The organism is Eubacterium sp. 1001713B170207_170306_E7, assembly GCF_015547515.1.
Taxonomy (GTDB): Bacteria; Bacillota; Clostridia; order Eubacteriales; family Eubacteriaceae; genus Eubacterium.
The window spans coordinates 31,693-54,560 of sequence record NZ_JADMVE010000002.1 but is presented as its reverse complement, the minus strand read 5'-3'; the positions used below and the strand labels follow the sequence as shown (position 1 = coordinate 54,560).

Below are 22,868 nucleotides of genomic sequence, written 5' to 3'. Positions count from 1 at the left end.
AGGAAATCCTGGCGGTGCAAGAATTTATTCGCGCGGTCAAACAAGTCATTTGTGCGGCACGGAAATTTCCGGTTTAAAAGGGTGATATAATGAGAAAAACACTCATAAAAAGGAGAAAGAATCATGAAAGCAGGGAAAAAACCTTTTATTGCTCTGGGTATGGCGGCGGTCTTGTTTTTAATGTCCGTTCTTGCGCCGATGCCTGTTGCCACAGCCCAGTCCGGCACCTCTCTGCGGGGCGGCATGGCCACAAAGGCCATCAAGGGGCTGACCAGCGTCGGAGGAAAGGTTTATAAATCCTTGTCCAACAAGCGTTGGAAAAAGGACTGTGAAACCTGGATGGCGGCCACCGGTGAGCAGCTGGATGTGATGGAGGACAAGATCGACGGGCTGGACGAGAATATCAAGGCAGTTCAGCAGACTCTCGGCGACATCGAAAACCAGATCGACGGGGTCTGCCAGCAGATTGAGACCATGAGCCAGGCCATCGACCAGAGCATTGCCCAAAACACGCTCACCACGCGCCTGCAGACAATCAATGCCCTGGGCGCCAACGCTGCTGGCCTGTGCCAGGACCTGAATAAAATCGGCGATGACAGTATCAGTCAGACCGAACGGGCGCAGCGGGTCGCCAGCTTTATAAAACGCGTTGAGACGGATAATCTTGAAGGGCAGTTTAACACAGCCCTGAACCTGCTGACCGAGCCGGATACCTCCGGCAAATCCATCGCCGAGGCTTACCTGGATTACCTGAAGGTTGGCAAGCCCTTCTATTTTCAGATTTACGATAACCTGCTTTCCGGCTATCAGAATTTTTCGGACATCCTGCTCTCGGCCAGCTATGTCCTTCTGGAATACTACCACTACTATTCCGGCCCCTACAACCCCAGGAGCCCGTATATTACCATCAACCAGAACGACCTGACCGAAAAGCTGGAGACCGGTCTGGACGCCGTCTACCGCCAGCTCGACATCAACGACGACGACAAGCCTGACAGACTGGGAAACGAATCGTACATGCGTTACTACGGCAGCTCTGGCAAATTTATCCAAAACGGGGTTTTTGAATACGCGAATGTGGTGCGTCTGCGCTCCACTGTAGATGAAAAGTACTACATGATTACGGTCAGCGGCAATACCGCGACACCAAAATGGAGCACTGTTTTCAATCTGACGCAGACCCCTTACGGGCCCACGGACGACTACCTGGCCAGCGAAACGGTTTCTGACGGCACGCGTACCTACCACATCGCCAAGAGCAGCGGAGAGGTCTACCATCTTCTCCGGTACTATTCGGATCACGCCATGACCGTCACAACCTCGGACGCGACAATTTACGATTTTCTGTTTACCCAAAACCCTATTTTGAACCCCAACGCCCAGGAAGTGGGTAAAGACGGCAAGGCAAAGGGGCCGATGCACGCCTGTCTGGATGCACCCATTGCCATCTGGAAATTTGATGATGACGGCCAGTATTATACAAAAACGACCAGCCGCAGTGACGATCAAAAACTGACCTATCAAGACGCCAAGAACAGAAAATCCATCCTGGATCCCGGATTTAACAGCAGTTGGGCCCGGGAAGTGTTTGTCTACGTCTTCGTCCAGGAATAAAACGGAGGTTTTTAACATGAAAGTTTTTAAAAAAACAGCGCTGCTCCTTATCTTTCTGCTCTGCCTTCTGGGCATCGGCGGATCGGTTTTCGCCGCCGGAGCATTGGAGCCGCTGACACTAAAAACCGGCGGTCCCGGCAACACTGTACACACCATCAAAAGCTGGGATGCCTTGAAAAAGGAGTGCTTCGGCAACGGCGACACCATTGAGCTCCAGATTGGAAGCCCAAACGGGCGTCCGAAGAGCATCATCGTCCCGGAAACTTTGACAAGCCTGAAGCTGAGCGGCGAATGGACCTGTGCTCTGGTTCTGGAGAGCGACACAACGCTGACACTGGAAGACGGCTTTGTCACGGCTGGCGGCATCACTGCCCAAAAAAGCCTGACCCTGACCGCTGCTGGTGTCACTGTGATCGGCGGCTTCGGCACCCCGCTGGTGGTGGAGGGGCCCGGTCTCACCATTGACGGTATTGGTATCATTGATTTCACCAGCGCCGATGGCGACGCCATGGTATCTGGAAACTATACCACACTCCACCATAAAAGCGCCGTAGTCACGAGCGAAAACCCATACATTCCTCTTTTTTGCGCCAGCGGCGACCTGACCTTTATCAACGACGGCGGCACACTCGCCTATGGCGGTATCTATGCCTATGGCGCTCTCAAAACAACCGTCAACAGTGGTATTCTGGATTTTTCCCAGTCGGAGACCAACCTTGAAAGTGCAGTGAACCAGTCGGAGCTTACTGTTAACAACAGCTATATTCACGGCTCTAATTCTGGCGGCTACGGGTTATGTGTTGACAGCATTACCATTAACGGCGGCAATATCGACGCCACTCTGAAATGCCCTCCGCCGGACGGCCTTATCTACTATCGCTTCATGACACTTCCCATCGACGGCATATACCCAGCCCTTGTTCCAGCAGATATCTACAGTGACCAGGGCGAACACCGGCCGGCGCTTCTGGACGCGAATGGCTGCATCACCAGCTACTTTCCCGAGGGCGTCTGGCACGTAAGTATTGGCGGACGTGACGCGGGCAGCTTTACCATCAACCTGGAGCATCCCCCGTCCCTGCACGCTGTACAGCTGCGCCTGAATGCCATGCAGAACGGCGATACTCTTGATTTGCGCAAGCTGGAGGAGAACGATGAAGTGGCGGTCCTTCAGCTGCCGGAGGGGCTGACGGATTTTACCCTGCTGGGTACTCCGGATAATCCTGTGTCTCTGGGCTTTGAAGCCACTCCCGGAGCCGCAGTCACCATCACACTGCAGGACGTCACACTGAGCGAAAACAGCGGCGCCTTATTCCAAAATGTTGGCGACGCCACCTTTATCCTTGAGGGTACCTCAATCCTGAGGCGCCCTCTGCTGAGCACCGTGGGCGGACACGTCCGCATGACCGGCTCCGGCACTCTGCAGCAGCCCGCCAGCAGCAAAAACCAGGCAATCGTCACAGCCGGTGGAGACACCTGCCTTGATATTGAAGCCGGCACCTACACACTCGAGCAGCGGCTTATGACCGGCAGCTCAGACGTGAGCCTGGGATACGAGCAGAAGGGCGGTGACCTCTGGCATAAAGGGGATACCTTTATCCAGAGCAGCGGCACCAGCGAGGGTGATCTGACTGTAACCATTACCGGCGGCACCCTCAGCAGCAACGGCTCCGGAAAAGCCTTTACCAGCAGCGGCACAGTCATCTACAAGCAGTCCGCAGGACGGGTGCAGGGCAGCGGCCTGCTCGACGGCGATATTATTCAGTTTGCCGTGATCGACGGGGAACTCAGCCTTTCGGCGGACAACGCCATCAACGGCCATACCGTCAACGCCTATATCGGCGGCGGCGTGGTCACCATTGACGGCAGAGACGCCTTCGCCATCAGCTCCGACACCGGCGGCGCCTATATTCAGCGCGGCGGTACTCTGATCACCCAGAGCACCCATTCCGATCAGACCCTGAACCTTGAGAGCCATTCCATCCAGGGCGGCAGCATCTTCGCCACCTTCAAGGAGCCCATTGAGGAAGGTAAGGAGGTCCTCTACGAGGTTCACAACCCGGACGGCACCCTGGCCGCCAGTACCGATGTTATTGTCCGCGGGCCCATCAGCTTTGAGGCACGCACCAGCGCCGCAGGACTGCTGCACATGTATCTGCCAAGCGGCAGCTACCAGGTGCTGCAGGGCGACACACTGCTCGGCACCTTTAACGCCGACACCAACACCATTGTCATCACCAGCTGGCAGCAGATGGACAGCCTGCTCAGCAACACAGATGGACAGGGGCTTCGGGACGACGACATCATTGATATCAGTGCCATGAGCGGTGATACCAGCGGTGTTTACAACATCGCGCTGCCTGCCTGGATCAGCCGCGCCCACTTTGTCGGCAATCCGGGCCAGTTCATCAACGCCCGCTTCAGCCTGGCCAGCGGCCGCAGCACTCCGGTCTCTCTGACCATTGAAAACCTGTATCTGCGCCCCGAGGAAGGACATGTCATCGACATTGCCCAGCCCGCGCCCATAGGCTCAACGTTGATTCTGGCCGGTGACAACAGTCTGCAGGCCAGCAAAGACGTGACCGCGGCCGGTATCCACGTCGACGACGTGACCTGGCAGCAGAGCGACGAGTGGTTCGAGTCCCATCCTGACAACGGCGAGCGGGTGCTCAAAGCGCTGACCATCGACGCCCAAACCGATGACTTCGGTACGATGCCAACACTTCAGGTCAACTGCAGCTCCAGCCTTGGTGCGGCCATCGGCGGCGGCATGTACGAGTGCGCTGGCGACATCACCATCAAAAATGGGAATATCCAGGCCATTGCCGGAGAAGGCGCTGCCATTGGCGGCGGCAGTAAATACGGCGCTGGCGGTCAGATTGCAATCCAGGGCGGCTGTATCACAGCCGAGAGCACCAACGGGGTCCCCATCGGCGGCGGCAGTAATTCCGACGGCGGGAATATCCAGATCGACGGCGCCACTGTGAGCTGCATCAGTCAGAATACTGAATCCGACGGCACCCTTGTCGGCAGTCTCGGCTATGCTCGCGGCTTCAGCACCTTTGGTCCCTACGCCGACAAGGACAACATCATTTCCGAGGCCACCGTGTCCGTGAAAAGCTGCAACCTCCGATCCTACAACCATGAAACCACCGAGGAGGCCAGCATTGCGGCCGCCGGCAAAGATCTTGCCAACGGAAAGATCAAGATCACCTTTACCGACAGCAATAATATGCCCCTTTCTGATTACGGTCTCATCATCCGTAATGTGGATACCGGCGAGGAAACCGCCCGAATCCGCACCTGGCGTGCCGACGGAAATGGCAGTGCCGGCTTGGTCTACACCTATCTGCCGGACGGCAACTACCGCTTTGAAAGTGCCAGCGAGCCTGGCCGGATCGCCACCAGCATCCGTTATCCGGATGGTGTCCTTTCTGCCGGAGGCTATGTGCCCACAGAGGGCATTGTACTGAAATTTGATTAGGAGGAAACGCCATGCGAAAAGTAATCATTGCGCTGCTGGCGGCCACTCTGCTTTTATCCGGAACGGCACTGGCGGCGGAGCCAAGCTATAAACCGGAGGAGGTATCCTCCCTGCGTGCCTTTCTCGAAACGGCTGGAGCCGACGGGCAGACCAACGGAGCCAGGCTGAATCCAAGCTGGAACCCTGAGGATCCCGCCACCTACGGCGGCGTTCTCTGGCAGGACAACGACGGAGACGGTATTCTGCAGGTCCGCGACATCCAGATTTCAGGCGCCTCCCTTTTCGGGGTGCTGGATGTCAGCGGCTTTGACCAGCTCAAGAGCCTGAGCTGCCTGGGCACAGTCGCGGAGGAGCGGAACCAGATCACCGAAATTCGCGTGGCAGGCTGCACTGATCTGGCGGTCCTCAGCATCACACAGACTGGTATCACCACCCTTGATCTGGACGGTCTCGCCAGCCTGAAGGCCGCAGTAATTAACCAGAATCAGCTGTCTGCCCTCAGCGCTGCGGGCACGGACAGCCTGGCCGCCCTGAGCCTGAAGGGTAACCGCTTTGTCCAAACCACACTGCCGGTTTTCAATTACACCAGCGAGAAAATGTACGCGCCGCAGAATGTTCTGGGCCAGCAGCAGCCAGATAAAACCTGGACCATCGGATCCTCAGGGTCACTGGCTGGTCTCGGCGCTGAAAACGCGCTGTTCACAGTCTTTACCGAGGACGGCACACCGCATCGGATCATGGATCCCTGTCACGCAGACCTTTCCCCCTACACGGGCCAGAAGGTTTATCTGCAAATAAAAAAAGACGGCTTTACGCCGCTCATCACCAACGCCGCCCTGGTCACGGATGGTACCTTTGACTATCCCGCCGATTTCAATAAGGATGGCCCGGAGAGCACCCCCACAGATCTTACACCTGCGGGCACCCAAACCTCATCCCAGGGGCCGGCCACCGGCGTCATTTCCCAATCCGCCTCGGTCTGGATCTGTCTCAGCCTGCTGCTTCTGCTGACCGGCGGTATCGCTGTCTATACACGCCACAGAGACAAAATCTGACACCCTTATCCGGCACACAGCCCTGCTCCGCATTTTGCGGCAGGGCCTTTTTTAGGCTTCAGGGTAATTTAACCGTACTTCTTTGCGAAAAAGTGTTATAATAGACAGGTAAAAATAACAGCGAGGTGAACAAAATTGACAACTCTTTACCTGATCCGTCACGGCACCACCGATGCCAACGCCAACGGCATTTTCCAGGGAGTGCTGGACCTGCCCCTGAACGCGCTGGGCCTCAGACAGGCCGAGGCACTTGGAAAACGCTTTGAGGACATTGACCTCGATGTTCTATACTGCACGCCCTTGCAGCGCACCCGCCAGACCGCTGAGGGTCTGAGAGGATGTAAGGAACTCCCAATTCTGGTAGAGCCGGGTATCGTGGAGGTGGACGGCGGCCTCATGGAGGCCAAGAAGATTTCCGTCATCGACGAGGAATTTCCCGGACTCATGGAAACCTTCAAAACCGATCTTCCCAATTTTCAGGCACCCGAGGGTGAGAGCACCCGTGATGTCTACGACCGCGTGACCAGCGCCCTGACGCACATCGTGTCTGAAAACGCCGGTAAGACCATTGCCTGTATCTCCCACGGCTTTGCCATCCAGACCTTTTTATGGTATGCCAAAGGCCTGCCCTTTGAGGAAATGCAGCAGGAGATCCTGCGCAACACTGCGGTGTGCAAGTTTGTCTTTGACGAGGATAACCGCCTTGAGATCGCGTACATCAACGATGACAGCCACTTAAGCGAGGATCTGAAATGTGAGCAGCCGCCAGAGTTCAGAGTCGACGAGCAGAAAAACTGAACACAGGCTGTGCTGTTAAAAGCAGTTTTCAATCATGACGATTGAAAACTGCTTTTTTATATTCCAGCCTGTATGTTTTGGCCCTCCCACCATCCGGTTTTAATGAAACAGCTGCTTGCCTGTATAGCCCAGAACACCTGTCGCGATAAGGGCCTGCATGATCCGGAACAGCTCCTCGGTGCTCAGCTTTTTTCCTTCCTCATACCAGTGGCTGAGCAACCCGGTCATCGCCGAAAAGCCAAAGGTAATGATGTAGTCGAGGTGCTCCTCATTTCCTTTAAAACCCACAAAGGAAAAAAACAGAGGCTTCACCGTTTTTTGCAGTTTGGCCGGAAAGGAGGGATCCCCTTTGCTGCTTAGCAGAACGTAAAGCTTATCGTCAAACGGAACAAAGATATGCGCGCACATTCTCGAGTAGTCCTGAAAATCCTTTGGGATGCCATTCTGAAACTCCTTTGCGATCTCCGCCTTCAGGCCTTTCAAAAGATCATCCTCCAGCTGCTCCAGCAAATCATAAATATCAGTAAAATATTCATAAAAGGTGCTCCGGTTATATCCGGCGGATTTTGCAACCGCACCCACAGTGGTATGCTTAATGCCCTTTTCACCGTAGATCTGCCAGAAAGCTTCAATGAGCTTTTGTCTGGTCTGCGCGGTTATCTCTGGTTGTTTGTTCATGGTAACCTCCTTCATCCGACAACTTAAGCGAACTTGTTGGTTGATGAATTTTTTTAAAGCACTATAATAATATATTGTACAACAGGTTGTTGGATTATACAAGAAAAGTAAGGAGTGAACAAAATGCCAATTATCGAAATCGACAGGCTGACAAAGGATTACGGGCATGGCAGAGGCGTTTTTGATATCTCTATTAATGTTGGAAAGGGCGAATGCTTTGGCTTTCTGGGACCAAACGGCGCGGGAAAAACAACGACGATCCGCCATTTAATGGGTTTTTCCAAACCACAGATGGGAAAAACGCGCATCATGGGAAAGGACAGCTGGACAGACGCGGCAGAACTGCAGAAAACGATCGGCTATCTTCCCGGTGAAATCGCGCTTCCAACTGGCATCACAGGCGCTGAATTTCTGACAATGATGAAAAAAATGCGCGGTCTTCGGGATGACCGCTACTGCGAAATGCTGCTGGACAAATTTAAGCTTGATCCAAACCTTGAGACGAAAGCCATGAGTTTGGGCGTCAAGCGGAAGCTTGCTGTCGTCACAGCCTTTATGCATGATCCCGATATTTTAATTCTGGATGAACCCACTTCCGGGCTGGACCCAATCATGCAGCAGATTTTTATTGACCATGTGCTGTCGGAAAAGAAAAGAGGCAAAACCATTTTTCTGTCCTCCCACATTTTCCACGAGGTGGATGCAACCTGTGACCAGATTGCGATCATCAAGGACGGAAAAATCGTCTCCCAGTTCGTCTCAGACCAGCTGAAGCAGCAAAGCGACAAAATCTACCGGGTAACCCTGTGTGACAGCCCGTCCTACCAGCGGTTTGTGAACCTGCCCTACCGTTTCGCATCAAAGAATCCAAAGAAAAAGCGCGCGCGGGTTCACGTAAAGGATGCTGAAATCAATAGCTTTATTTCAGACATCTCGGAACTGGCGATTGCGGATTTTCAGGAATTTCCTTTTACACTGGAGGATTACTTTATGCAGTTTTATAAAGAGGAAAAAGTATTTAAGGGGGTGCAATAATGGGCAGTTCCGTCATTCAGATCCATCAGCTGACCAAGGATTACGGCAAAAAACACGGCGTGTTTAACCTCGATCTGGAGATCAAACGCGGTGAGATCTTCGGCTATGTGGGGACAAACGGCTCCGGCAAAACGACAACGATCCGCAGCCTGCTTGGGTTTATCCGGCCCGATCAAGGCTCCAGCTCTGTCCTCGGGTATGATTCCTGGCGACAGTCTACTAATATCATGGCCCACATCGCTTATATTCCTGGAGAAATCGCTTTTCCCAGCCTGGCAACCGGCGCGGACTTCTTAAAATTGCAGGCCGAATATTTAGGTGTTCGAGATTTTTCATATATGAATCACGTCATCGAGCTTTTACAGCTGGATCCTTCAGCAAGTCTCAAAAGAATGTCAAAGGGAATGAAGCAAAAGACTGCCATCGCCGCGGCGCTGATGGCAAACAAGGAGATTCTGATTCTTGATGAACCGACTACAGGGCTGGACCCGCTGATGCGAGAGGCCTTTCTGGAGCTGATCCGGGAAGAAAAGGAAAAGGGACGGACGATTTTTATGTCCAGCCATATTTTTGAAGAGATCGAAGACGTCTGCGACCGCGTCGCGATGATCAAGGACGGCGAGATCATTGACACGGTTGATCTCCGGGAGCTCCGTCACCCGAAAACAAAAACCTTCAGCCTTCAGTTTGCCGGTCAGAAGGATTTCAACCAGTTTACCACATTTTGGAAAACAGCCCTCAAGCCACAGACGGACGCAGACGCGTACCAGTGCACGCTTGAAATACCCGTGTCGGACATTGGCGCCCTTTTCCACAGCCTGAAGGACTGCACGGTGACCCGCCTTCAGGAAAAACATCTCACCTTAGAACAATACTTTATGCAGATCTACCAGAAAGGAGACCATTAAGATGATTCACGAAGCAAAAGAACACCGCTTCTTTTCAGGAACACTGATGAAGCAGAACATTAAATCAAACCGGATTTTAGCTTTGGTCGTTCTTATTATTATGGTCATGATGAGCACTGTCATCAACTATGCCATGAGCATTATGGGCTCACAGACAAACAACGTGGACGTCGCCGACGCGCAGAAGGACTTTTATTCTTACCTGTACGTGATGGCGTCTTACAATGAAGCGGCCGGCACAAAGCTTTCCTACAACGATTTTTCAAAAAACACCGACAAAGCTGCCTACGAAGCTGCCTTTCAACGGATGAACCAGAAATCCGGCAGCAGCCTGAGCGTCGACGGGCTGGAACAAGCAGCTGAACAGCTTGAAAAATCAGACGTTTCACTGGATACCTATATCCGGCAGTTTGAGTACACCTATGCTCTGGGACAGGCAAAGGGCTGCTTTGACGGCGAAGAGTTGAATCCGGGAGATATGATGACCACCATGCTGGAGGTGACAGGCGTTTCGCCAGAGCTCGTGGAGAATATGGGCAACATGGACATGACCACCATGCTTAACCAGATGTATTTTACTGTCATGGGGCTCCTCCCCATTTTCATCTTTATCGTGATCGCGGCCAACGCACTTCTGGTCGACCAGGTGGACCGCGGCACTATGGCTTACGTGCTCTCCACACCGACAAGACGCTCAGCGGTCGCCATCACCCAGGCTGTTTTTATGATCATCGCCCCCTTCATCATTCTGGCGGTTGTCTGCGCGACCCGGATCGCTTCCTCCTTTGTGATCTACGATACCGTCAATGTACCTGAAATCATTACCCTGTATCTGGGCATGTATCTTCTGGTCGAAGCCATTGCCGGAATCTGCTATCTGGGAAGCTGCTATTTTAACCAAAGCAAAAAATCCATGGCCTTTGGCGGCGGGCTTACCGTATGGTTTTTCCTGGCTTCGCTCTTAGGGATGTTCGGCTCCCAGAGCATGGTCGATATGGGTATTGGCGTTGAGGCCCTCGGCATTTTCAACAAGCTGACCCTGATCGGCCTTTACGATATCAACGCCATTGCGACGGTTGGCACCGAGTCGCTGGACACTGCTTTTATCTGGAAACTGGGCGTTCTCGCAGGCATTGCTCTTATCTGCTACATTGCCGGAGCTGTACGCTTCCAGAAAAAGGATCTGCCCTTATAAAATCCTGTGGCAGGCCCCATTTATAGGGGCGGCACAAAAACAGAAAAGCTGAAGGTGGGGTGTGCTTTGCACCCTGCCCTCAGCTTTCTTTTTTCAGCAGTCCGATAGCCTCGTCCAGCGTCTCCAGCATGGCGTACAACCGCGCCTCTGTCGTCTGGTCTGCCGGCACCTTATCCGGCACCATGACAGGCTTCATACCGGCCCTCCAGGCCGACTCAATCCCTGCCAGGGAATCCTCAAAAACCATACAGCGTTCTGGAGACACGCCCAGCTTATCCGCGGCCTTTAAGTAAATATCCGGTGCGGGCTTACCGTTTGTGATCTCATCGCCGCCCACAATATCGTCTTTAAAGTAGTGGCTGATCCCTGCACGCTCCAGATACATTTTAATCATGGGACGCTGGGTAGAGGAGGCGATGGTATAGCGGTAGCCCTGCGCCTTTAGATAATCCAGCAAAGCAATCAGCCCCGGCTTCAGCGGCACACCGTTTTCCCGCACGTAGTCCTCCATGTAATCGAGATGGAGCTTCATGGCCGCACCGCAGTCAAAAGCTTCCCCGAAACGCTCCTTCCAGTAGGCATTCACAGCTACAGGGTTCATGCCGAACAGCTCATAAATCATGGCTTCGGTAATGGGATAGCCCAGGATTTCCCCTGCCTTTACCCAGCTGGGAATGGAAATGGTCTCAGTGTCAAACATAAGGCCGTCCATATCAAAAATGATTGCTTCTGTCATGCATTTTCCTTTCCATTGTAAAATATCCTTTTAAGCTTCTACATTATAACGTGAATCCACGGCCAATTCAATTGCCCGAGCATTTTTCCGGCTTTTAAACCGTTGCAGGTTTTGGTTTTCCCATGATTTGCGGCAGACAGGAAAAGGGCGGGGTCCTAGACCCCACCCTTTTTTCTCTTTTTATTCAAACAGCTTCGCGATTTTGGCGTACAGGACGGTGGTGTCGATGGGCTTGCTGATATGGTCGTCCATACCGCTCGCCTTGCTTTTTTCCGTATCCTCGGCAAAGGCGTTGGCGGTCATGGCAAAGATGGGTACGGCGGCATCGGGACGGTTCATGGCGCGTATCTGACGGGTGGCCTCGTAGCCATCCATGACAGGCATCTGAACATCCATGAGGATCAGGTCATAGTAGCCGGGCACAGAGGCTTTAAAGGCGTCCACGGCCTCTGCGCCGTTTGTGGCAGAGCTCACGACTGCACCGGACATGCCGACCAGCTCACAGGCGATTTCCAGGTTGATCTCATTGTCCTCGACGATGAGGATGCGTTTGTCCTTGAAATTGTAGTCTACAACTTTCTTGGGCTTATCCACCTTTCCGGGGCTGGCATTCCGCACGCTCTCGATGGCGTCGACCAGCGAGGAGGCAAACAGAGGCTTACTAATGATGCTGACTGCGCCGGCCTCCTGAGCAGTTTCCTGTATTTCGGACGCGTCGTAGGCGGTGATGAGCACCACAGCGATGTCGTCCTTGCCCACCGCCTGCCGGATTCGTCTGGTAGTCTCAATCCCGTCGATAAAGGGCATTTTCCAGTCGACAAAGCAGACGTCGTAGTCGTCGTCCAGGCTGTGGGCCTGCTCGACCTTGGCTATGGCCTCATAGCCGTTATCGGCCCAGTCGGCTGCCGCGCCCATTTTGGACAGCATCAGGGTGACCTGTTCGCAGGTGGTCTGGTCGTCATCGACCACGAGGGTTTTCAGGCGGCTGTAGTCAATGTCTGATGTTTCCTCTGACACCACAGCCTCAAAGGGTATCCGGGCCGTAAAGGTACTGCCGCGGCCCAGCTCGCTGTCCAGCGTAAGGCTGCCGCCCATGAGCTCGGAGAAGCGCTTGGAGATAGACAGTCCGAGTCCGGTACCGCCGTATTTCTGGGCGACACCGGCGCTTTCCTGTTCAAAGGCGCTGAAGATTTTGTCCTGGTTTTCCGGCGCGACGCCGCAGCCAGTATCGGTGACGGCAATGCTCAGCCATACAGCGTCTTCGCTTTCCGTTTCCCGGGTAATACTCAGAGTGATCCTGCCGTTTTCGGGCGTAAACTTGATGGCGTTGGAGAGCAGGTTGGTGACAATCTGGTTGAGCCTGAGGGAATCGCCAATAAGCATCTCAGGCACCTCGCCGTTGAGTACGGTCTCGAAGTCGATCTTCTTGTCGCTGGCCTGCGCATAGTACACGGTGGACAGGGACTCGACGAACACTCTGAAATCAAAGGGCTCGTTGTTGATTTCGACCTTACCGCTCTCAATCTTTGACATGTCGAGTACGTCGTTGATCAGGGCCAGCAGATGCTTGGAGGACAGACTGACTTTTTTCAGACAGTCAGTAATCTTGGCGGGATTGTCGGTGTTCTGCATACCGATGAGGGTCATGCCAATGATGCCGTTCATGGGCGTACGGATCTCATGGGACATCCGGGACAGAAATTCGCTCTTGGCCATACTGGCCCGCTCGGCCTGCTCCAGCGCCTGCTCGGCCCGCTTGTTTTCCTTTTCGAGCAGCACGGTATTTTTGCGGATGATGCGGATATAGAACAGAGAGAAGCTCACCAGGATCACAGCGATGGCGGCGACCACCAGCATAGCGACGCGTGTCATATAGCCGCCAAGCCCTGCGATCTGCGCGTCCAGCCCACCGTAGGCCATGGAGACACACATGGTCCAGTCAGTGCCCGGAATGGGCGCATAATAGAGATAAGTATGCTCGCCGTTGAGCGTCAGGGCGGACATGCCGTCCTCGCCTCCTGTGATCTGGCGCTTCATGGTCTCCAGAGAGTAACCAGGATCAAACTCAGCGCCCACCTCCAGCGTGCTGAAGAGGTTGACGCCGGCCGACTGGGCCGTCGCGGACGCGGAGCGCATGATAAAGGCACCCTGACGGGAGATAACACTGGAGTAAGCGTTGGCCCCTTCCTGGTGCACCATGATCTTCTCGCTCAGGGTTTCGGTATCCATTCCTACCAGTGCGGCCACAATGGTGCGCCCCTGAAAGCTGACGTCGTCGATGGGGGTGCCCAGCAGGATCATGTCATCGCCCAGAATGGTCTCGTTGGAGGATATGATCCGACCTTCGCCGCGGAGCAGAGTGTCGAGGGCGTTGATCTTGGAGATGGCCGAATAGACAGCCTGGTCAGTGTAGCACATGCCCTGGTCATCGAGCAGGGCTACGTAGGTAAAGCCGTTGCTTTCCTTCTGGCGGCTCAGGTAGGCCTGCAGGTCGGCGACGCTTTCCATATTCCGGCTACCGATGCTCTCCATCATGGTGACCACCTGGGCAAACTGGCTGTTGAGGCTGGTGCTGAAATGGCTGATCATCTGGTTGGTGAGCTCGCCGAGGTACACCTGGCTGATCTGTGTCACGGTCTCATCTGTCTTTTTCTGATTGGCCCACACCATGCCGACCAGCATGATTCCACACACCAGCACAATGGCGATGGCCGGGCCCACAATGCCAAGATGCCGTTTTCCTGGCCCGGCTGCTGTTGCTTTTATATGTGTTTTCACTGTTTTGATTCCTTCGAAAGATTCGTGATACGTCCTTCGACGGCGCTTTCCACAGGCTTGTCCTGGTGGTTGTCAAAGTAATGGCGCAAGGCATCCCGGTAGGTGCCGAGGTTTTCCTTCACCATCTTCACACCCTCGGCCTTTGGCTGCGCGTCGCTATAAAGATTGAGCATGGTATTGCCGTCGCCGTTGCCTTCCAGGTAGCCATTTTTGCCGGCCATGTAATTATTGATGGCCACAGTGTAGGTGCTGTCAGCCTTGACCGCCTTGCCATCTGCCAGTGTGACCTCGGTCAGCCGCTGGCCCTCGGGCTTAGAAGCGTCGTAGGTGTATTTGATGCCCGAAACCTGAAGGTAACGCCCGCCGGGCACATCGGCGCTGCTGCGGATGGTGGTCAGGCTGTTTTCCAGCATTTCCTGCATGACCTTACCGCTCATTTCGACGACAACGATCTGATTGTCAAAGGGACAGACCGCCTTAAGGTCGGCCTCCCGGACATCGCCCTCGTACAGGCTGCCCCGAATACCGCCGCCGTTAACCACAGCGATGGGCGCATCGGCGTATTCGGCGACGCTGTCTGCTACCAGGTTGCCAAGTGCGGTCTCCTCAAGCCGGGTGTTATAGCCCTGATAGATCAGGTCCTCGGCCACGCTGCCAACCACCTCCAGATCACTGTCGACAGTGTCTGAACCGTTCTTATAGTACTCGTCCACGGCGGCCAGGCACTGCTGGGGCGTCTGGGCACCGCTTAAAAATTTGGCACACTGCTGGCCCAGGTACTCGGTGATCTTTCCCGGGAAATTGATATTGTAAACATAACCGTTCTGGACGGTTTCCTCAAGCCCGGATGGCACGCTCTGGCTGTTCTGATAATCCTTAAGGTAGGAATCATCGGTACGGGTGTCGGCAATCAGAGCCTCCTGGCCCTCCTGGGTGGAGAGCAGGTCCAGAATACGGCAGCAGGCGTCCAGCTTATCCTTCTGGGTCTCGTCGCCGAGCTCGGCGTTGATGCCGATGTAAGCTGCGGGCAGAGCTGTGGTCCAGCTGGGGTTGCCGCCGCTGCTCAGGAAAGGCAGCATGGAGTAGGTGTACTCACGGCTGGTGCCGTCCTTGACTGCCTGCTGGTTGAGCTCCCGGCATTCTTCCAGAAAACCGGAATGCCCATAGGCGGCCACTAACCGGCCATCGCTCATATAAAGAGCGTTATTGGGCGAGTTACCCTGTTTTTTATAGGTGTCAACGCTGAGCAGATCCTTTGCGGTGAGCTCGGTAAGCAGATCAAAGGCTGGCTCCCAGGTACCGGTCATCACAGCCTGGTTGTCGGTGAAATCGGACATCCACTGGACGCCTCCGGCGGTTCCCAGAAAATCCGGCACCATGCTCGCGACCTGGAAAGTGCCAAGGGTCACATCGTCCTTTTGGCGGAACCCGAAAACGTGGCCTGTATCGTCAAGGCCGATCTGCTTTTCCTTAAACTGGCTCAGCGCGTTTATGAGCTCAGCATTACTCTGGGGCAGAGGGATCCCGGCCTCTTCAAAGAGTGTCTGGTTGATGACGTAACCGTAGTACTGGCCCGGAAAAGGCAGAAAGTAGACGGTATCGTCCACGGACTGGCTTTTGATCAGGGTGCTCTCGTATCGTGTGCTGAAGGGATAGCCGTCCAGCGGCAGCAGGTACTGGCTGCTCTCCTGGTCTGCCGGCTGAGTGGAGACTACCAGGTCCGGGGCCTTGCCGGCGGACAGCTGCCGGCGCAGGTCGCTGCTGGGCGAGGTGGACAGCACGCGTTCCCACTGAAAATCAATATCCGGATAAGTTTCCTCGATCAGAGCCTCAAGATGCTCTGCCTTTTCTGAATAGGACATTGTCACCGCAATCTTATCTGTTTTTCCCTGCTGGCTGCAGCCCGTCACTCCCGCCAGCAGTAAAACGGCGAGGCCAGCGCCGAGCAGCGCGCCTATCTTTTTCTTACTCATTATAATCCTCCATTTTTATGGTATCAGCGTTTGCTTTGAACACGTATGCACTCCTTATATTTTAGCACACACCCTGTCTGAGAGCAAGTAATATTAAGGCTTAAACCCCTGATTCTAAGCCATTCCCCGCTTTTGTGTGCATAAAAAATAACCCGTCAGCAGATGACGGCCTGAGGAGTCAAAAAGGCTGCGGCATTCGAGCCGCAGCCTTTTCATATCTCTGAAGCAAGGCCGGTTTCAGACCCTGCGCTTCTGTTCATTTTTCCTTACTCAACGGTAACGGATTTGGCCAGATTCTTTGGCTTATCCACATCACAGCCGCGGGCTACGGACAGATAATATGCCAGAAGCTGGAGGTAGACAATGGTTGGGATCGGGGTGATCTCGTCATCCATCTGCGGGATGAAGAAAACCTGGTCGACCTCTGGAATAAGCTCATCGTGGCCTTCCTTTGCGATGGCCATGACGTTGGCGCCACGGGCCTTGACCTCTTTAATGGCGTTGAGCATTTTGTCAAAGACGTTCTCCTGGGTGCAGACCGCGATGACCACGGTTCCGACATCGACTAAGGCGATAGGGCCGTGCTTCAGCTCGCCAGCCGCGTAGGCGTCGGAGTGAATATAAGAAATTTCCTTTGCTTTTAAGGAGCCCTCCAGACAGGTATAGTAGTCCAGACCGCGCCCGATAAAGTACATGTCGTCGATCTTGAAGTGCTCGTAGGCGTATTCCTTGATCTTGTCATGATCGCCCAGAGCTTTTTCGATAAGGGCAGAGGTATCCTTGAGGCCGTTGGTGACACGCTTCATGGTTGCTTCGTCCACCTGGCCGTTTAGCAGTCCGAAATGCAGGGCCAGCAAAGTCATGCAGCCCACCTGAGTCACGTATGCCTTGGTAGAGGCAACAGCGATCTCGGGGCCGGCATTGGTATACAGAACATCGTCGGCCTCACGGGCAATGGAGCTGCCCACCACGTTCGTGATGGCCAGAACGCGGGCGCCCTTTTCCTTAGCCAGCCGGATAGCGGCCAGCGTGTCGGCAGTCTCACCGGACTGGCTGATGACAATGAGCAGGGTATGCTTGTCCACCAGCGGGTCCTTATAGCGGTATTCGGAGGCCGGCTCGGTTTCGACGGCCACCCGGGCGAATTTCTCAATCAAATATTTTCCGACCATTCCAGCATGGTAGGCGGTGCCGCAGGCCACAATCTGAATCCGGTTGATCTGCTTCATGGTGTCGGCGTCCAGATTGACGTCGTCCAGTACGATTCTGTCCTCAAAGCAGCGCCCGGTCAGGGTATCGGCCATCGCCTTTGGCTGCTCGTGAATTTCCTTGAGCATGAAGTGGTCGTAGCCGCCCTTTTCAGCATCGCCGGGGTCCCAATCCACGTTAAAGACCTGCTTGCCGGCCTCGCGGCCGCATTCGTCCAGCACGGTGACGCTGTCGCGGGTGAGGATGGCGATCTCATCGTTGTCCAGCAGGTAAACCTGACGGGTATACTTCAGGATGGCCGGGATGTCGGAGGCGATATAGTTTTCGCCCTCGCCCAGACCTACGATGAGCGGGCTGTCCTTGCGGACGGCGATGATCCGGTCAGGTTCCTCGTTGCAGAGAACGCCCAGCGCGTAGGAGCCTTTGATCTTGTCGATGGCCAGCCGCAGCGTTTCGACCATGTCTCCGGTGTACAGGGCGTTGAGCAGGTGCGCGATGACCTCGGTGTCGGTATCGGACACAAAAAGGTGTCCTTTTTTGATGAGCTCTTCCTTGAGCTCAATATAGTTTTCAATGATCCCATTGTGCACGACCGCGATGCGGTTGTCGATGCTGCAGTGGGGATGGGAATTGATGTCGGAGGGCTCGCCGTGGGTCGCCCAACGGGTATGGCCGATGCCGGCTGTGCCGGCCAGCGCTTCTTTTGCCAGCTCATCCTCTAAATTTTTCAGACGGCCCTTGCGTTTTTTAACTTTGATCTCATTACCGTCGTTCAGCACGGCGATGCCGGCTGAGTCATAGCCACGGTATTCCAACTTTGAGAGTCCTTCAATCAATACTTTCTGGGCCTGGTTCAGGCCAATATAACCAACGATTCCACACATAAGTAATGCACCTCATTTAAGTAGATTTTGGTGTCTGCTCTGTGCAGCGGATCACTCCGCTGTTTTAACAGGCCACCCTCCAGGGCATCCGCCGAAATTTCGATACTCCCTGTCCTCGTCAACTCAATGATTGCGGGCTCACGCATGAGTTCTGGCGCTCTTGTTCCATTGATGCAAAGCGGTTTGAGCCTTTGTCCTCCTGATAACGGGATTGCTTTACATGAACGTACAATGTGGTTATTATAACATAATTTCAAATAAAAACAAGTGCTTCCGCCGCCTTATCTCACCGCTCACGTTTTCATCAGCGGCCGGGGCGCAAAAAAGGACGGCCGGAGCAGGCTGTCCTTTCTTAAGATTTGATCAGGCGTTGTATAAAATCAGGCCGATGATGGTCATGGTTTTGGGGCCATTATTGTAGACGAGCCCGGTATCCTTGGTAAGCTGGACCACATCGATACCGGATGCCTCCAACGAGGGCATGGCCTCGTCCGGGAAGCGGCAGGGCTCGTCGGTCAGGATGCCACACTCCTTGCAGATGGTACAGCAGCCCGCCGAAAAGATGGTTCCGTCAATATCAGATTGACGGATGGCGCGATGCAGCTTCTCCACAGTTTTCTCAAAGCCTGCCATGATCTCGTTCATACGGCGGTAATCCTGCCGGTTCTGAAATCGGTACACCTGAGAGAACAGCAGACCGTCGCTATAGCCGTCCACCACCTCACGGTAGTGGTCCAGATCGCCCACGGCCGGCGGGCACATATAATTCTGGCCGTAATGGCCGCAGTCATTCTTGGCGCAGGCATCCCGGACGTCCTGGGTGATGTGAATCTGTCTGGGATCAACGGCCACAGTCTCCTCAAAACCGCAGGCCTCCACCATGGCTTGTAATGCTTCGTTCTTCATTTTCCTCTTTCCTCATTTCGCATTTCTGATTTCTCCGTTATTGTAACACCTTTTCCTTAAACGTATTCAAATTTCGCGGGCTGCTGCCAGCCGGCCAGCCTTTTATTGACATTAAATCCGGCAATCATTATAATAGAAGCAGGCAGTGCGGCATCTTTATTTTCTGAGATCAGCACTGCTCTTCATTTTGCAAAAAATTTATTTTATTTCTACGAAGGAGTGATTTTTATGCGTCAAACGGCGTCCCCGTCCGGGGAAAACAAGATGGGCGTTATGCCTGTCAACCGTCTGCTCATTACCATGGCCCTGCCCATGATGATTTCCATGCTGGTTCAGGCGCTTTACAACATTGTAGACAGTATGTTTGTGTCCATGATCAGTGAAAACGCGCTAACCGCAGTGTCTCTGGCCTTTCCGGTTCAGAACCTGATGATCGCCATCGCCACTGGTACGGGAGTTGGTATCAATGCCCTGCTGTCCAAGAGCCTGGGCGAAAAGAATTTCAAGGAGGCCAACCGCGCGGCCAACAACGGCGTTTTTCTGGCTGTGCTCAGCTCGCTGGCCTTTATTATCTTCGGGCTCTTCTTCACCCGATTTTTCTTTGAGACCCAGACCGGCATCGGCGAAATTGTGGATTATGGCACCCAGTATCTAACCATCTGCTCAGTGGTTTCCTTTGGTATTTTCGGCCAGATTACCTTTGAGCGCCTGCTTCAGGCCACTGGCAAGACCTTGCTGACCATGTGCACCCAGACCACCGGTGCCATCATCAACCTGATTCTGGACCCCATTATGATTTTCGGGCTCTTTGGCTTCCCGAAAATGGGCGTGGCCGGCGCGGCGGCGGCTACAGTCATCGGCCAGGTGGCCGCCATGCTGTTCGCCTGTATCCTGAATCTCAAGAAAAACCACGAGCTCACCTTAAAGCTCCGCGGCTTCCGCCCGAGCGGTCCTACCATCCGGCGCATCTACGCCGTGGGCGTACCCTCCATCATCATGGCTTCCATCACCTCGGTCATGACCTTTGGCATGAATAAAATCCTGCTGGCTTATACCTCGACCGCCACAGCGGTTTTTGGGGTTTATTTCAAGCTCCAGAGCTTTATTTTTATGCCGGTTATGGGCCTGAACAATGGCATGGTGCCCATCATCGCCTACAATTACGGCGCGCAGAAGAAGGAGCGGCTGGTCAAAACTATCAAGCTGAGCATGCTGTACGCCGTGGGTCTGATGGTCATTGGCTTTCTGGTGTTCCAGCTCTTCCCGGAGCAGCTCCTGTCGATTTTTAACGCTTCGGCAGACATGCTGGCCATCGGTACGGTATCGCTGCGCATCATCAGCCTGAGCTTCCTGTTTGCGGGCTTCTGCATTATCTCACTTTCGGTGTTTCAGGCTCTGGGCAACGCGGTGCTGAGCCTGATCGTCTCGGTTGCGCGCCAGCTGGTGGTGCTGCTGCCTGAAGCCTACCTGCTGTCCCTCACTGGCAATCTGGACGCCATCTGGTGGTCTTTCCCCATTGCTGAGATTGCCTCGGTCCTCTTCAGCGCTGCTTTTCTCAAACACATCTTTGATCAGAAGATAAAACCCATCCCCGACGCCGCGCCTTTTGTGGCGGCGGAAGCCGAGACGGCCGAGTCGTTTTTCCGGCGCCGTTAAAAAAACCCGGTACAGTCCATAACGGATCGTACCGGGTTTTTCAGTTCAGCCTCCTGTTATTCCAGGTTCAGCTTGTGTTTTAAGATGTAATTGGTGGCTGCAAAGTAAATTGCGGCCAGCACCAGGTTGCCCAGAGTCGCCAGATTCATCATCCAGTTAACTGCGGCTACGGGGTCCATGTTGTTAAAGAACGCGTTGATCATGCTGGTGTCAGCAGTCAGTGCAAAGCTGACGGTCATCACTGTAAAGATGGTCTGCAGGATGATATTGATGACAATGTATGCGCCGAAAGCGCCGAGCACCTTATGCTTGCCAAAGAGCTGTCCAATGGAGATGGACGCGTAAACCTGCAGCACGTTGGCGCAGATGCCCACAATCATAAGAATGAACAGCTCGAACAGGATGAGAATAGCCTGGCCGCCCTCTGGAGAGTTGAAGGCCTGGCCCAGCTCCTGGAAGAACTGACCCATATACTGGAGGCTGGTGCCGTCGATGGCCAGGATCATGATGGAGAGCATGATGACAATGCCGCACACCAGAGACCACATCAGGGCAATGATCAGCTTGGAGACGATCTGCTGCCAGGTAGGTACCGGGAGTGTAAACATCAGGTAGCCCTCGTCGGTCATCAGGTTTTTGTAAAAGCGCTGGATAATGACAATAAAGGTCATGACGATGAGGGCCATGATGATGCACACGTACAGGGTCATGCTGATGCCCGTGGTCATTATAAAGCCGGTAGCCTCTGAGTTGATGGACAGGAATATTTTATTGATCAGGGTCATGGCCAGCAGCGCCACGTAGACGGGCAGCAACAGCCTGGCCGTTCCCTTGATTTCATATTTCATGAGTTTTCCTAACATTTGAACACCTCTCTGAACAGCTCATCCACAGATTTATGCTGTTTTTCTCTGATTTCATCCACGCTGGCATTCATGACGATGCGTCCCTGGTTGATGAACACCACCTCGTCCAGCACCTTTTCAATATCCGCGATCAGATGGGTCGAGATGACCACGGTCGCGTTTTCGTTGTAGTTGGTGATGATGGTATTGAGGATATAGTCCCGCGCGGCCGGGTCGACCCCGCCGATGGGCTCATCCAGCAGATACAGTTCTGCGTCGCGGCTCATGACCAGAATGAGCTGAACCTTTTCCTTGGTCCCTTTGGACATGGTCTTGATGCGGTCCTTGGTATCAATGCCCAGGTCGCTGATCATGTTGTAGGCCTTCACGCTGTTAAAGTCGTCGTAGAAATCGTCAAAGAAGGCGATGAGCTGGGTCACGGTCATCCAGTCGCTGAGATAGGTGCGGTCAGGCAGATAGGACACGATCTTCTTGGTCTCGACTGATGGCGCCATGCCGGCTACCAGCAGCTGGCCGGACGTTGGGGTCAGAAGCCCGGTTGCGGTCTTGATCAATGTGGTCTTGCCGCTGCCGTTGGGGCCTAAAAGCCCGACGATGCGGCCTCTTGGGAACTGACAGTTCACTTCGGACAAGGCTTCCTTGGTGCCGAACTTCTTTGTCAGGTCAATACATTCTAAAATTGGGTTCATTATCTTCCCTCCTTATCCTCACGTTCCATTAAAGTAATGATGTCTTCTTTCTTAAATCCGAGCTTTTCCATTTTTTCAAGGAAGTTTTCAATTTCCTTGATCGCTAAATTTTCCTTTGTTTCCTGTATCATTTTATGATCCTCCGTTATGAATCTGCCGCTTGTCCGCTGCGCATACACAAGGCCTGTCCGCTCCAGCTCCGAGAGTGCCTTCTGCATGGTGTTCGGATTGACTGAAGCCTCTGCCGCCATTTCTCTGACCGATGGCAATTTATCGCCTGGGGCGAATAGACCGGAAACGATCCGGAGTTCAATCTGTTCGATGAGCTGTTTATATACCGGCCGGTCGGAATCAATGATCCATTCCATAATATCCTCCTTTGTATTACTGTATTGTTGTACTAA

17 protein-coding genes are annotated in these 22,868 nt (G+C 53.9%); 8 read left to right on the top strand and 9 right to left on the bottom strand.

Annotated features, from left to right (window positions below; genetic code table 11):
• Positions 1 to 123: 123 nt before the first annotated feature.
• The 4 genes from I2B62_RS05645 (at position 124) to I2B62_RS05630 (ending at position 6,951) form a co-directional block, all read left to right on the top strand.
• Positions 124 to 1,614 carry a hypothetical protein gene (locus tag I2B62_RS05645; protein ID WP_195268020.1) on the top strand — a complete coding sequence of 497 codons (1,491 nt, stop codon included), beginning with the start codon at positions 124 to 126 and terminating at the stop codon, positions 1,612 to 1,614.
• Between the two features lie 16 nt (positions 1,615 to 1,630).
• A complete protein-coding gene (locus I2B62_RS05640) occupies positions 1,631 to 5,098 on the top strand; it encodes a hypothetical protein (RefSeq protein WP_195268019.1) in 3,468 nt (1,155 codons plus the stop codon).
• An 11-nt stretch (positions 5,099 to 5,109) separates the two neighbouring features.
• Complete coding sequence (locus I2B62_RS05635; RefSeq protein ID WP_195268018.1) at positions 5,110 to 6,153, top strand: hypothetical protein; 1,044 nt, start codon at positions 5,110 to 5,112, stop codon at positions 6,151 to 6,153.
• A 135-nt stretch (positions 6,154 to 6,288) separates the two neighbouring features.
• A complete protein-coding gene (locus tag I2B62_RS05630; protein ID WP_195268017.1) occupies positions 6,289 to 6,951 on the top strand; it encodes a histidine phosphatase family protein in 663 nt (220 codons plus the stop codon).
• Between the two features lie 99 nt (positions 6,952 to 7,050).
• Here the strand turns inward: I2B62_RS05630 and I2B62_RS05625 are convergent, their stop codons facing one another.
• On the bottom strand, positions 7,051 to 7,629 hold the full coding sequence (locus tag I2B62_RS05625; protein WP_195268016.1) for a TetR/AcrR family transcriptional regulator: 579 nt from the start codon (positions 7,627 to 7,629) through the stop codon (positions 7,051 to 7,053).
• Between the two features lie 123 nt (positions 7,630 to 7,752).
• Between I2B62_RS05625 and I2B62_RS05620 the strand changes: the two genes are divergently transcribed.
• From I2B62_RS05620 to I2B62_RS05610, 3 genes are read left to right on the top strand one after another with little or no spacing between them, the layout of a single operon-like run.
• Positions 7,753 to 8,664 (top strand): ABC transporter ATP-binding protein, encoded by a 912-nt coding sequence (locus tag I2B62_RS05620; protein ID WP_195268015.1) that lies wholly within the window; start codon positions 7,753 to 7,755, stop codon positions 8,662 to 8,664.
• On the top strand, positions 8,664 to 9,572 hold the full coding sequence (locus tag I2B62_RS05615) for an ABC transporter ATP-binding protein (RefSeq protein ID WP_195268014.1): 909 nt from the start codon (positions 8,664 to 8,666) through the stop codon (positions 9,570 to 9,572). The genes I2B62_RS05620 and I2B62_RS05615 overlap by 1 nt, the downstream gene beginning before the upstream one ends.
• Before the next feature lies 1 nt (position 9,573).
• Entirely contained in the window at positions 9,574 to 10,767 is a 1,194-nt protein-coding gene (locus I2B62_RS05610) for an ABC transporter permease subunit (RefSeq protein ID WP_207735956.1), read from the top strand.
• Positions 10,768 to 10,846: 79 nt separating this feature from the next.
• On the opposite strand, the gene I2B62_RS05605 is transcribed toward I2B62_RS05610, so the two are convergent.
• The 5 genes from I2B62_RS05605 to I2B62_RS05585 form a co-directional block, all read right to left on the bottom strand.
• Complete coding sequence (locus I2B62_RS05605) at positions 10,847 to 11,503, bottom strand: HAD family phosphatase (protein WP_195268013.1); 657 nt, start codon at positions 11,501 to 11,503, stop codon at positions 10,847 to 10,849.
• 180 nt (positions 11,504 to 11,683) lie between these two features.
• Positions 11,684 to 14,281 (bottom strand): response regulator, encoded by a 2,598-nt coding sequence (locus I2B62_RS20775; RefSeq protein ID WP_195268012.1) that lies wholly within the window; start codon positions 14,279 to 14,281, stop codon positions 11,684 to 11,686.
• Complete coding sequence (locus tag I2B62_RS05595; protein ID WP_195268011.1) at positions 14,278 to 16,254, bottom strand: extracellular solute-binding protein; 1,977 nt, start codon at positions 16,252 to 16,254, stop codon at positions 14,278 to 14,280. The genes I2B62_RS20775 and I2B62_RS05595 overlap by 4 nt, the downstream gene beginning before the upstream one ends.
• Before the next feature lie 266 nt (positions 16,255 to 16,520).
• Positions 16,521 to 18,347 (bottom strand): glutamine--fructose-6-phosphate transaminase (isomerizing), encoded by a 1,827-nt coding sequence (glmS, locus tag I2B62_RS05590; protein WP_195268010.1) that lies wholly within the window; start codon positions 18,345 to 18,347, stop codon positions 16,521 to 16,523.
• Between the two features lie 363 nt (positions 18,348 to 18,710).
• Entirely contained in the window at positions 18,711 to 19,253 is a 543-nt protein-coding gene (locus I2B62_RS05585; RefSeq protein ID WP_195268009.1) for a DUF2284 domain-containing protein, read from the bottom strand.
• Positions 19,254 to 19,481: 228 nt separating this feature from the next.
• Here I2B62_RS05585 and I2B62_RS05580 point away from each other — a divergent pair, with 228 nt between their 5' ends.
• Positions 19,482 to 20,909 carry an MATE family efflux transporter gene (locus tag I2B62_RS05580; RefSeq protein WP_195268008.1) on the top strand — a complete coding sequence of 476 codons (1,428 nt, stop codon included), beginning with the start codon at positions 19,482 to 19,484 and terminating at the stop codon, positions 20,907 to 20,909.
• 56 nt (positions 20,910 to 20,965) lie between these two features.
• Here I2B62_RS05580 and I2B62_RS05575 read toward each other — a convergent pair whose 3' ends face one another.
• Genes I2B62_RS05575 through I2B62_RS05565 form a run of 3 tightly spaced genes read right to left on the bottom strand, consistent with a single transcriptional unit; the run spans position 20,966 to position 22,832 of the window.
• Complete coding sequence (locus I2B62_RS05575; RefSeq protein ID WP_195268007.1) at positions 20,966 to 21,772, bottom strand: hypothetical protein; 807 nt, start codon at positions 21,770 to 21,772, stop codon at positions 20,966 to 20,968.
• Complete coding sequence (locus I2B62_RS05570) at positions 21,766 to 22,464, bottom strand: ABC transporter ATP-binding protein (RefSeq protein WP_195268006.1); 699 nt, start codon at positions 22,462 to 22,464, stop codon at positions 21,766 to 21,768. The genes I2B62_RS05575 and I2B62_RS05570 overlap by 7 nt, the downstream gene beginning before the upstream one ends.
• Positions 22,464 to 22,832 (bottom strand): GntR family transcriptional regulator, encoded by a 369-nt coding sequence (locus tag I2B62_RS05565; RefSeq protein ID WP_195268005.1) that lies wholly within the window; start codon positions 22,830 to 22,832, stop codon positions 22,464 to 22,466. The genes I2B62_RS05570 and I2B62_RS05565 overlap by 1 nt, the downstream gene beginning before the upstream one ends.
• Between the last annotated feature and the right edge of the window lie 36 nt (positions 22,833 to 22,868).

Bases quoted from the DNA above. Each gene is read 5' to 3' on its own strand.
- I2B62_RS05645 (WP_195268020.1), top strand. From the start codon at position 124: ATGAAAGCAGGGAAAAAACCTTTTATTGCTCTGGGTATGGCGGCGGTC.
- I2B62_RS05640 (WP_195268019.1), top strand. From the start codon at position 1,631: ATGAAAGTTTTTAAAAAAACAGCGCTGCTCCTTATCTTTCTGCTCTGC.
- I2B62_RS05635 (WP_195268018.1), top strand. From the start codon at position 5,110: ATGCGAAAAGTAATCATTGCGCTGCTGGCGGCCACTCTGCTTTTATCC.
- I2B62_RS05625 (WP_195268016.1), bottom strand. From the start codon at position 7,629: ATGAACAAACAACCAGAGATAACCGCGCAGACCAGACAAAAGCTCATT.
- I2B62_RS05620 (WP_195268015.1), top strand. From the start codon at position 7,753: ATGCCAATTATCGAAATCGACAGGCTGACAAAGGATTACGGGCATGGC.
- I2B62_RS05615 (WP_195268014.1), top strand. From the start codon at position 8,664: ATGGGCAGTTCCGTCATTCAGATCCATCAGCTGACCAAGGATTACGGC.
- I2B62_RS05610 (WP_207735956.1), top strand. From the start codon at position 9,574: ATGATTCACGAAGCAAAAGAACACCGCTTCTTTTCAGGAACACTGATG.
- I2B62_RS05605 (WP_195268013.1), bottom strand. From the start codon at position 11,503: ATGACAGAAGCAATCATTTTTGATATGGACGGCCTTATGTTTGACACT.
- I2B62_RS05595 (WP_195268011.1), bottom strand. From the start codon at position 16,254: ATGAGTAAGAAAAAGATAGGCGCGCTGCTCGGCGCTGGCCTCGCCGTT.
- glmS (WP_195268010.1), bottom strand. From the start codon at position 18,347: ATGTGTGGAATCGTTGGTTATATTGGCCTGAACCAGGCCCAGAAAGTA.
- I2B62_RS05585 (WP_195268009.1), bottom strand. From the start codon at position 19,253: ATGAAGAACGAAGCATTACAAGCCATGGTGGAGGCCTGCGGTTTTGAG.
- I2B62_RS05580 (WP_195268008.1), top strand. From the start codon at position 19,482: ATGCGTCAAACGGCGTCCCCGTCCGGGGAAAACAAGATGGGCGTTATG.
- I2B62_RS05575 (WP_195268007.1), bottom strand. From the start codon at position 21,772: ATGTTAGGAAAACTCATGAAATATGAAATCAAGGGAACGGCCAGGCTG.
- I2B62_RS05570 (WP_195268006.1), bottom strand. From the start codon at position 22,464: ATGAACCCAATTTTAGAATGTATTGACCTGACAAAGAAGTTCGGCACC.
- I2B62_RS05565 (WP_195268005.1), bottom strand. From the start codon at position 22,832: ATGGAATGGATCATTGATTCCGACCGGCCGGTATATAAACAGCTCATC.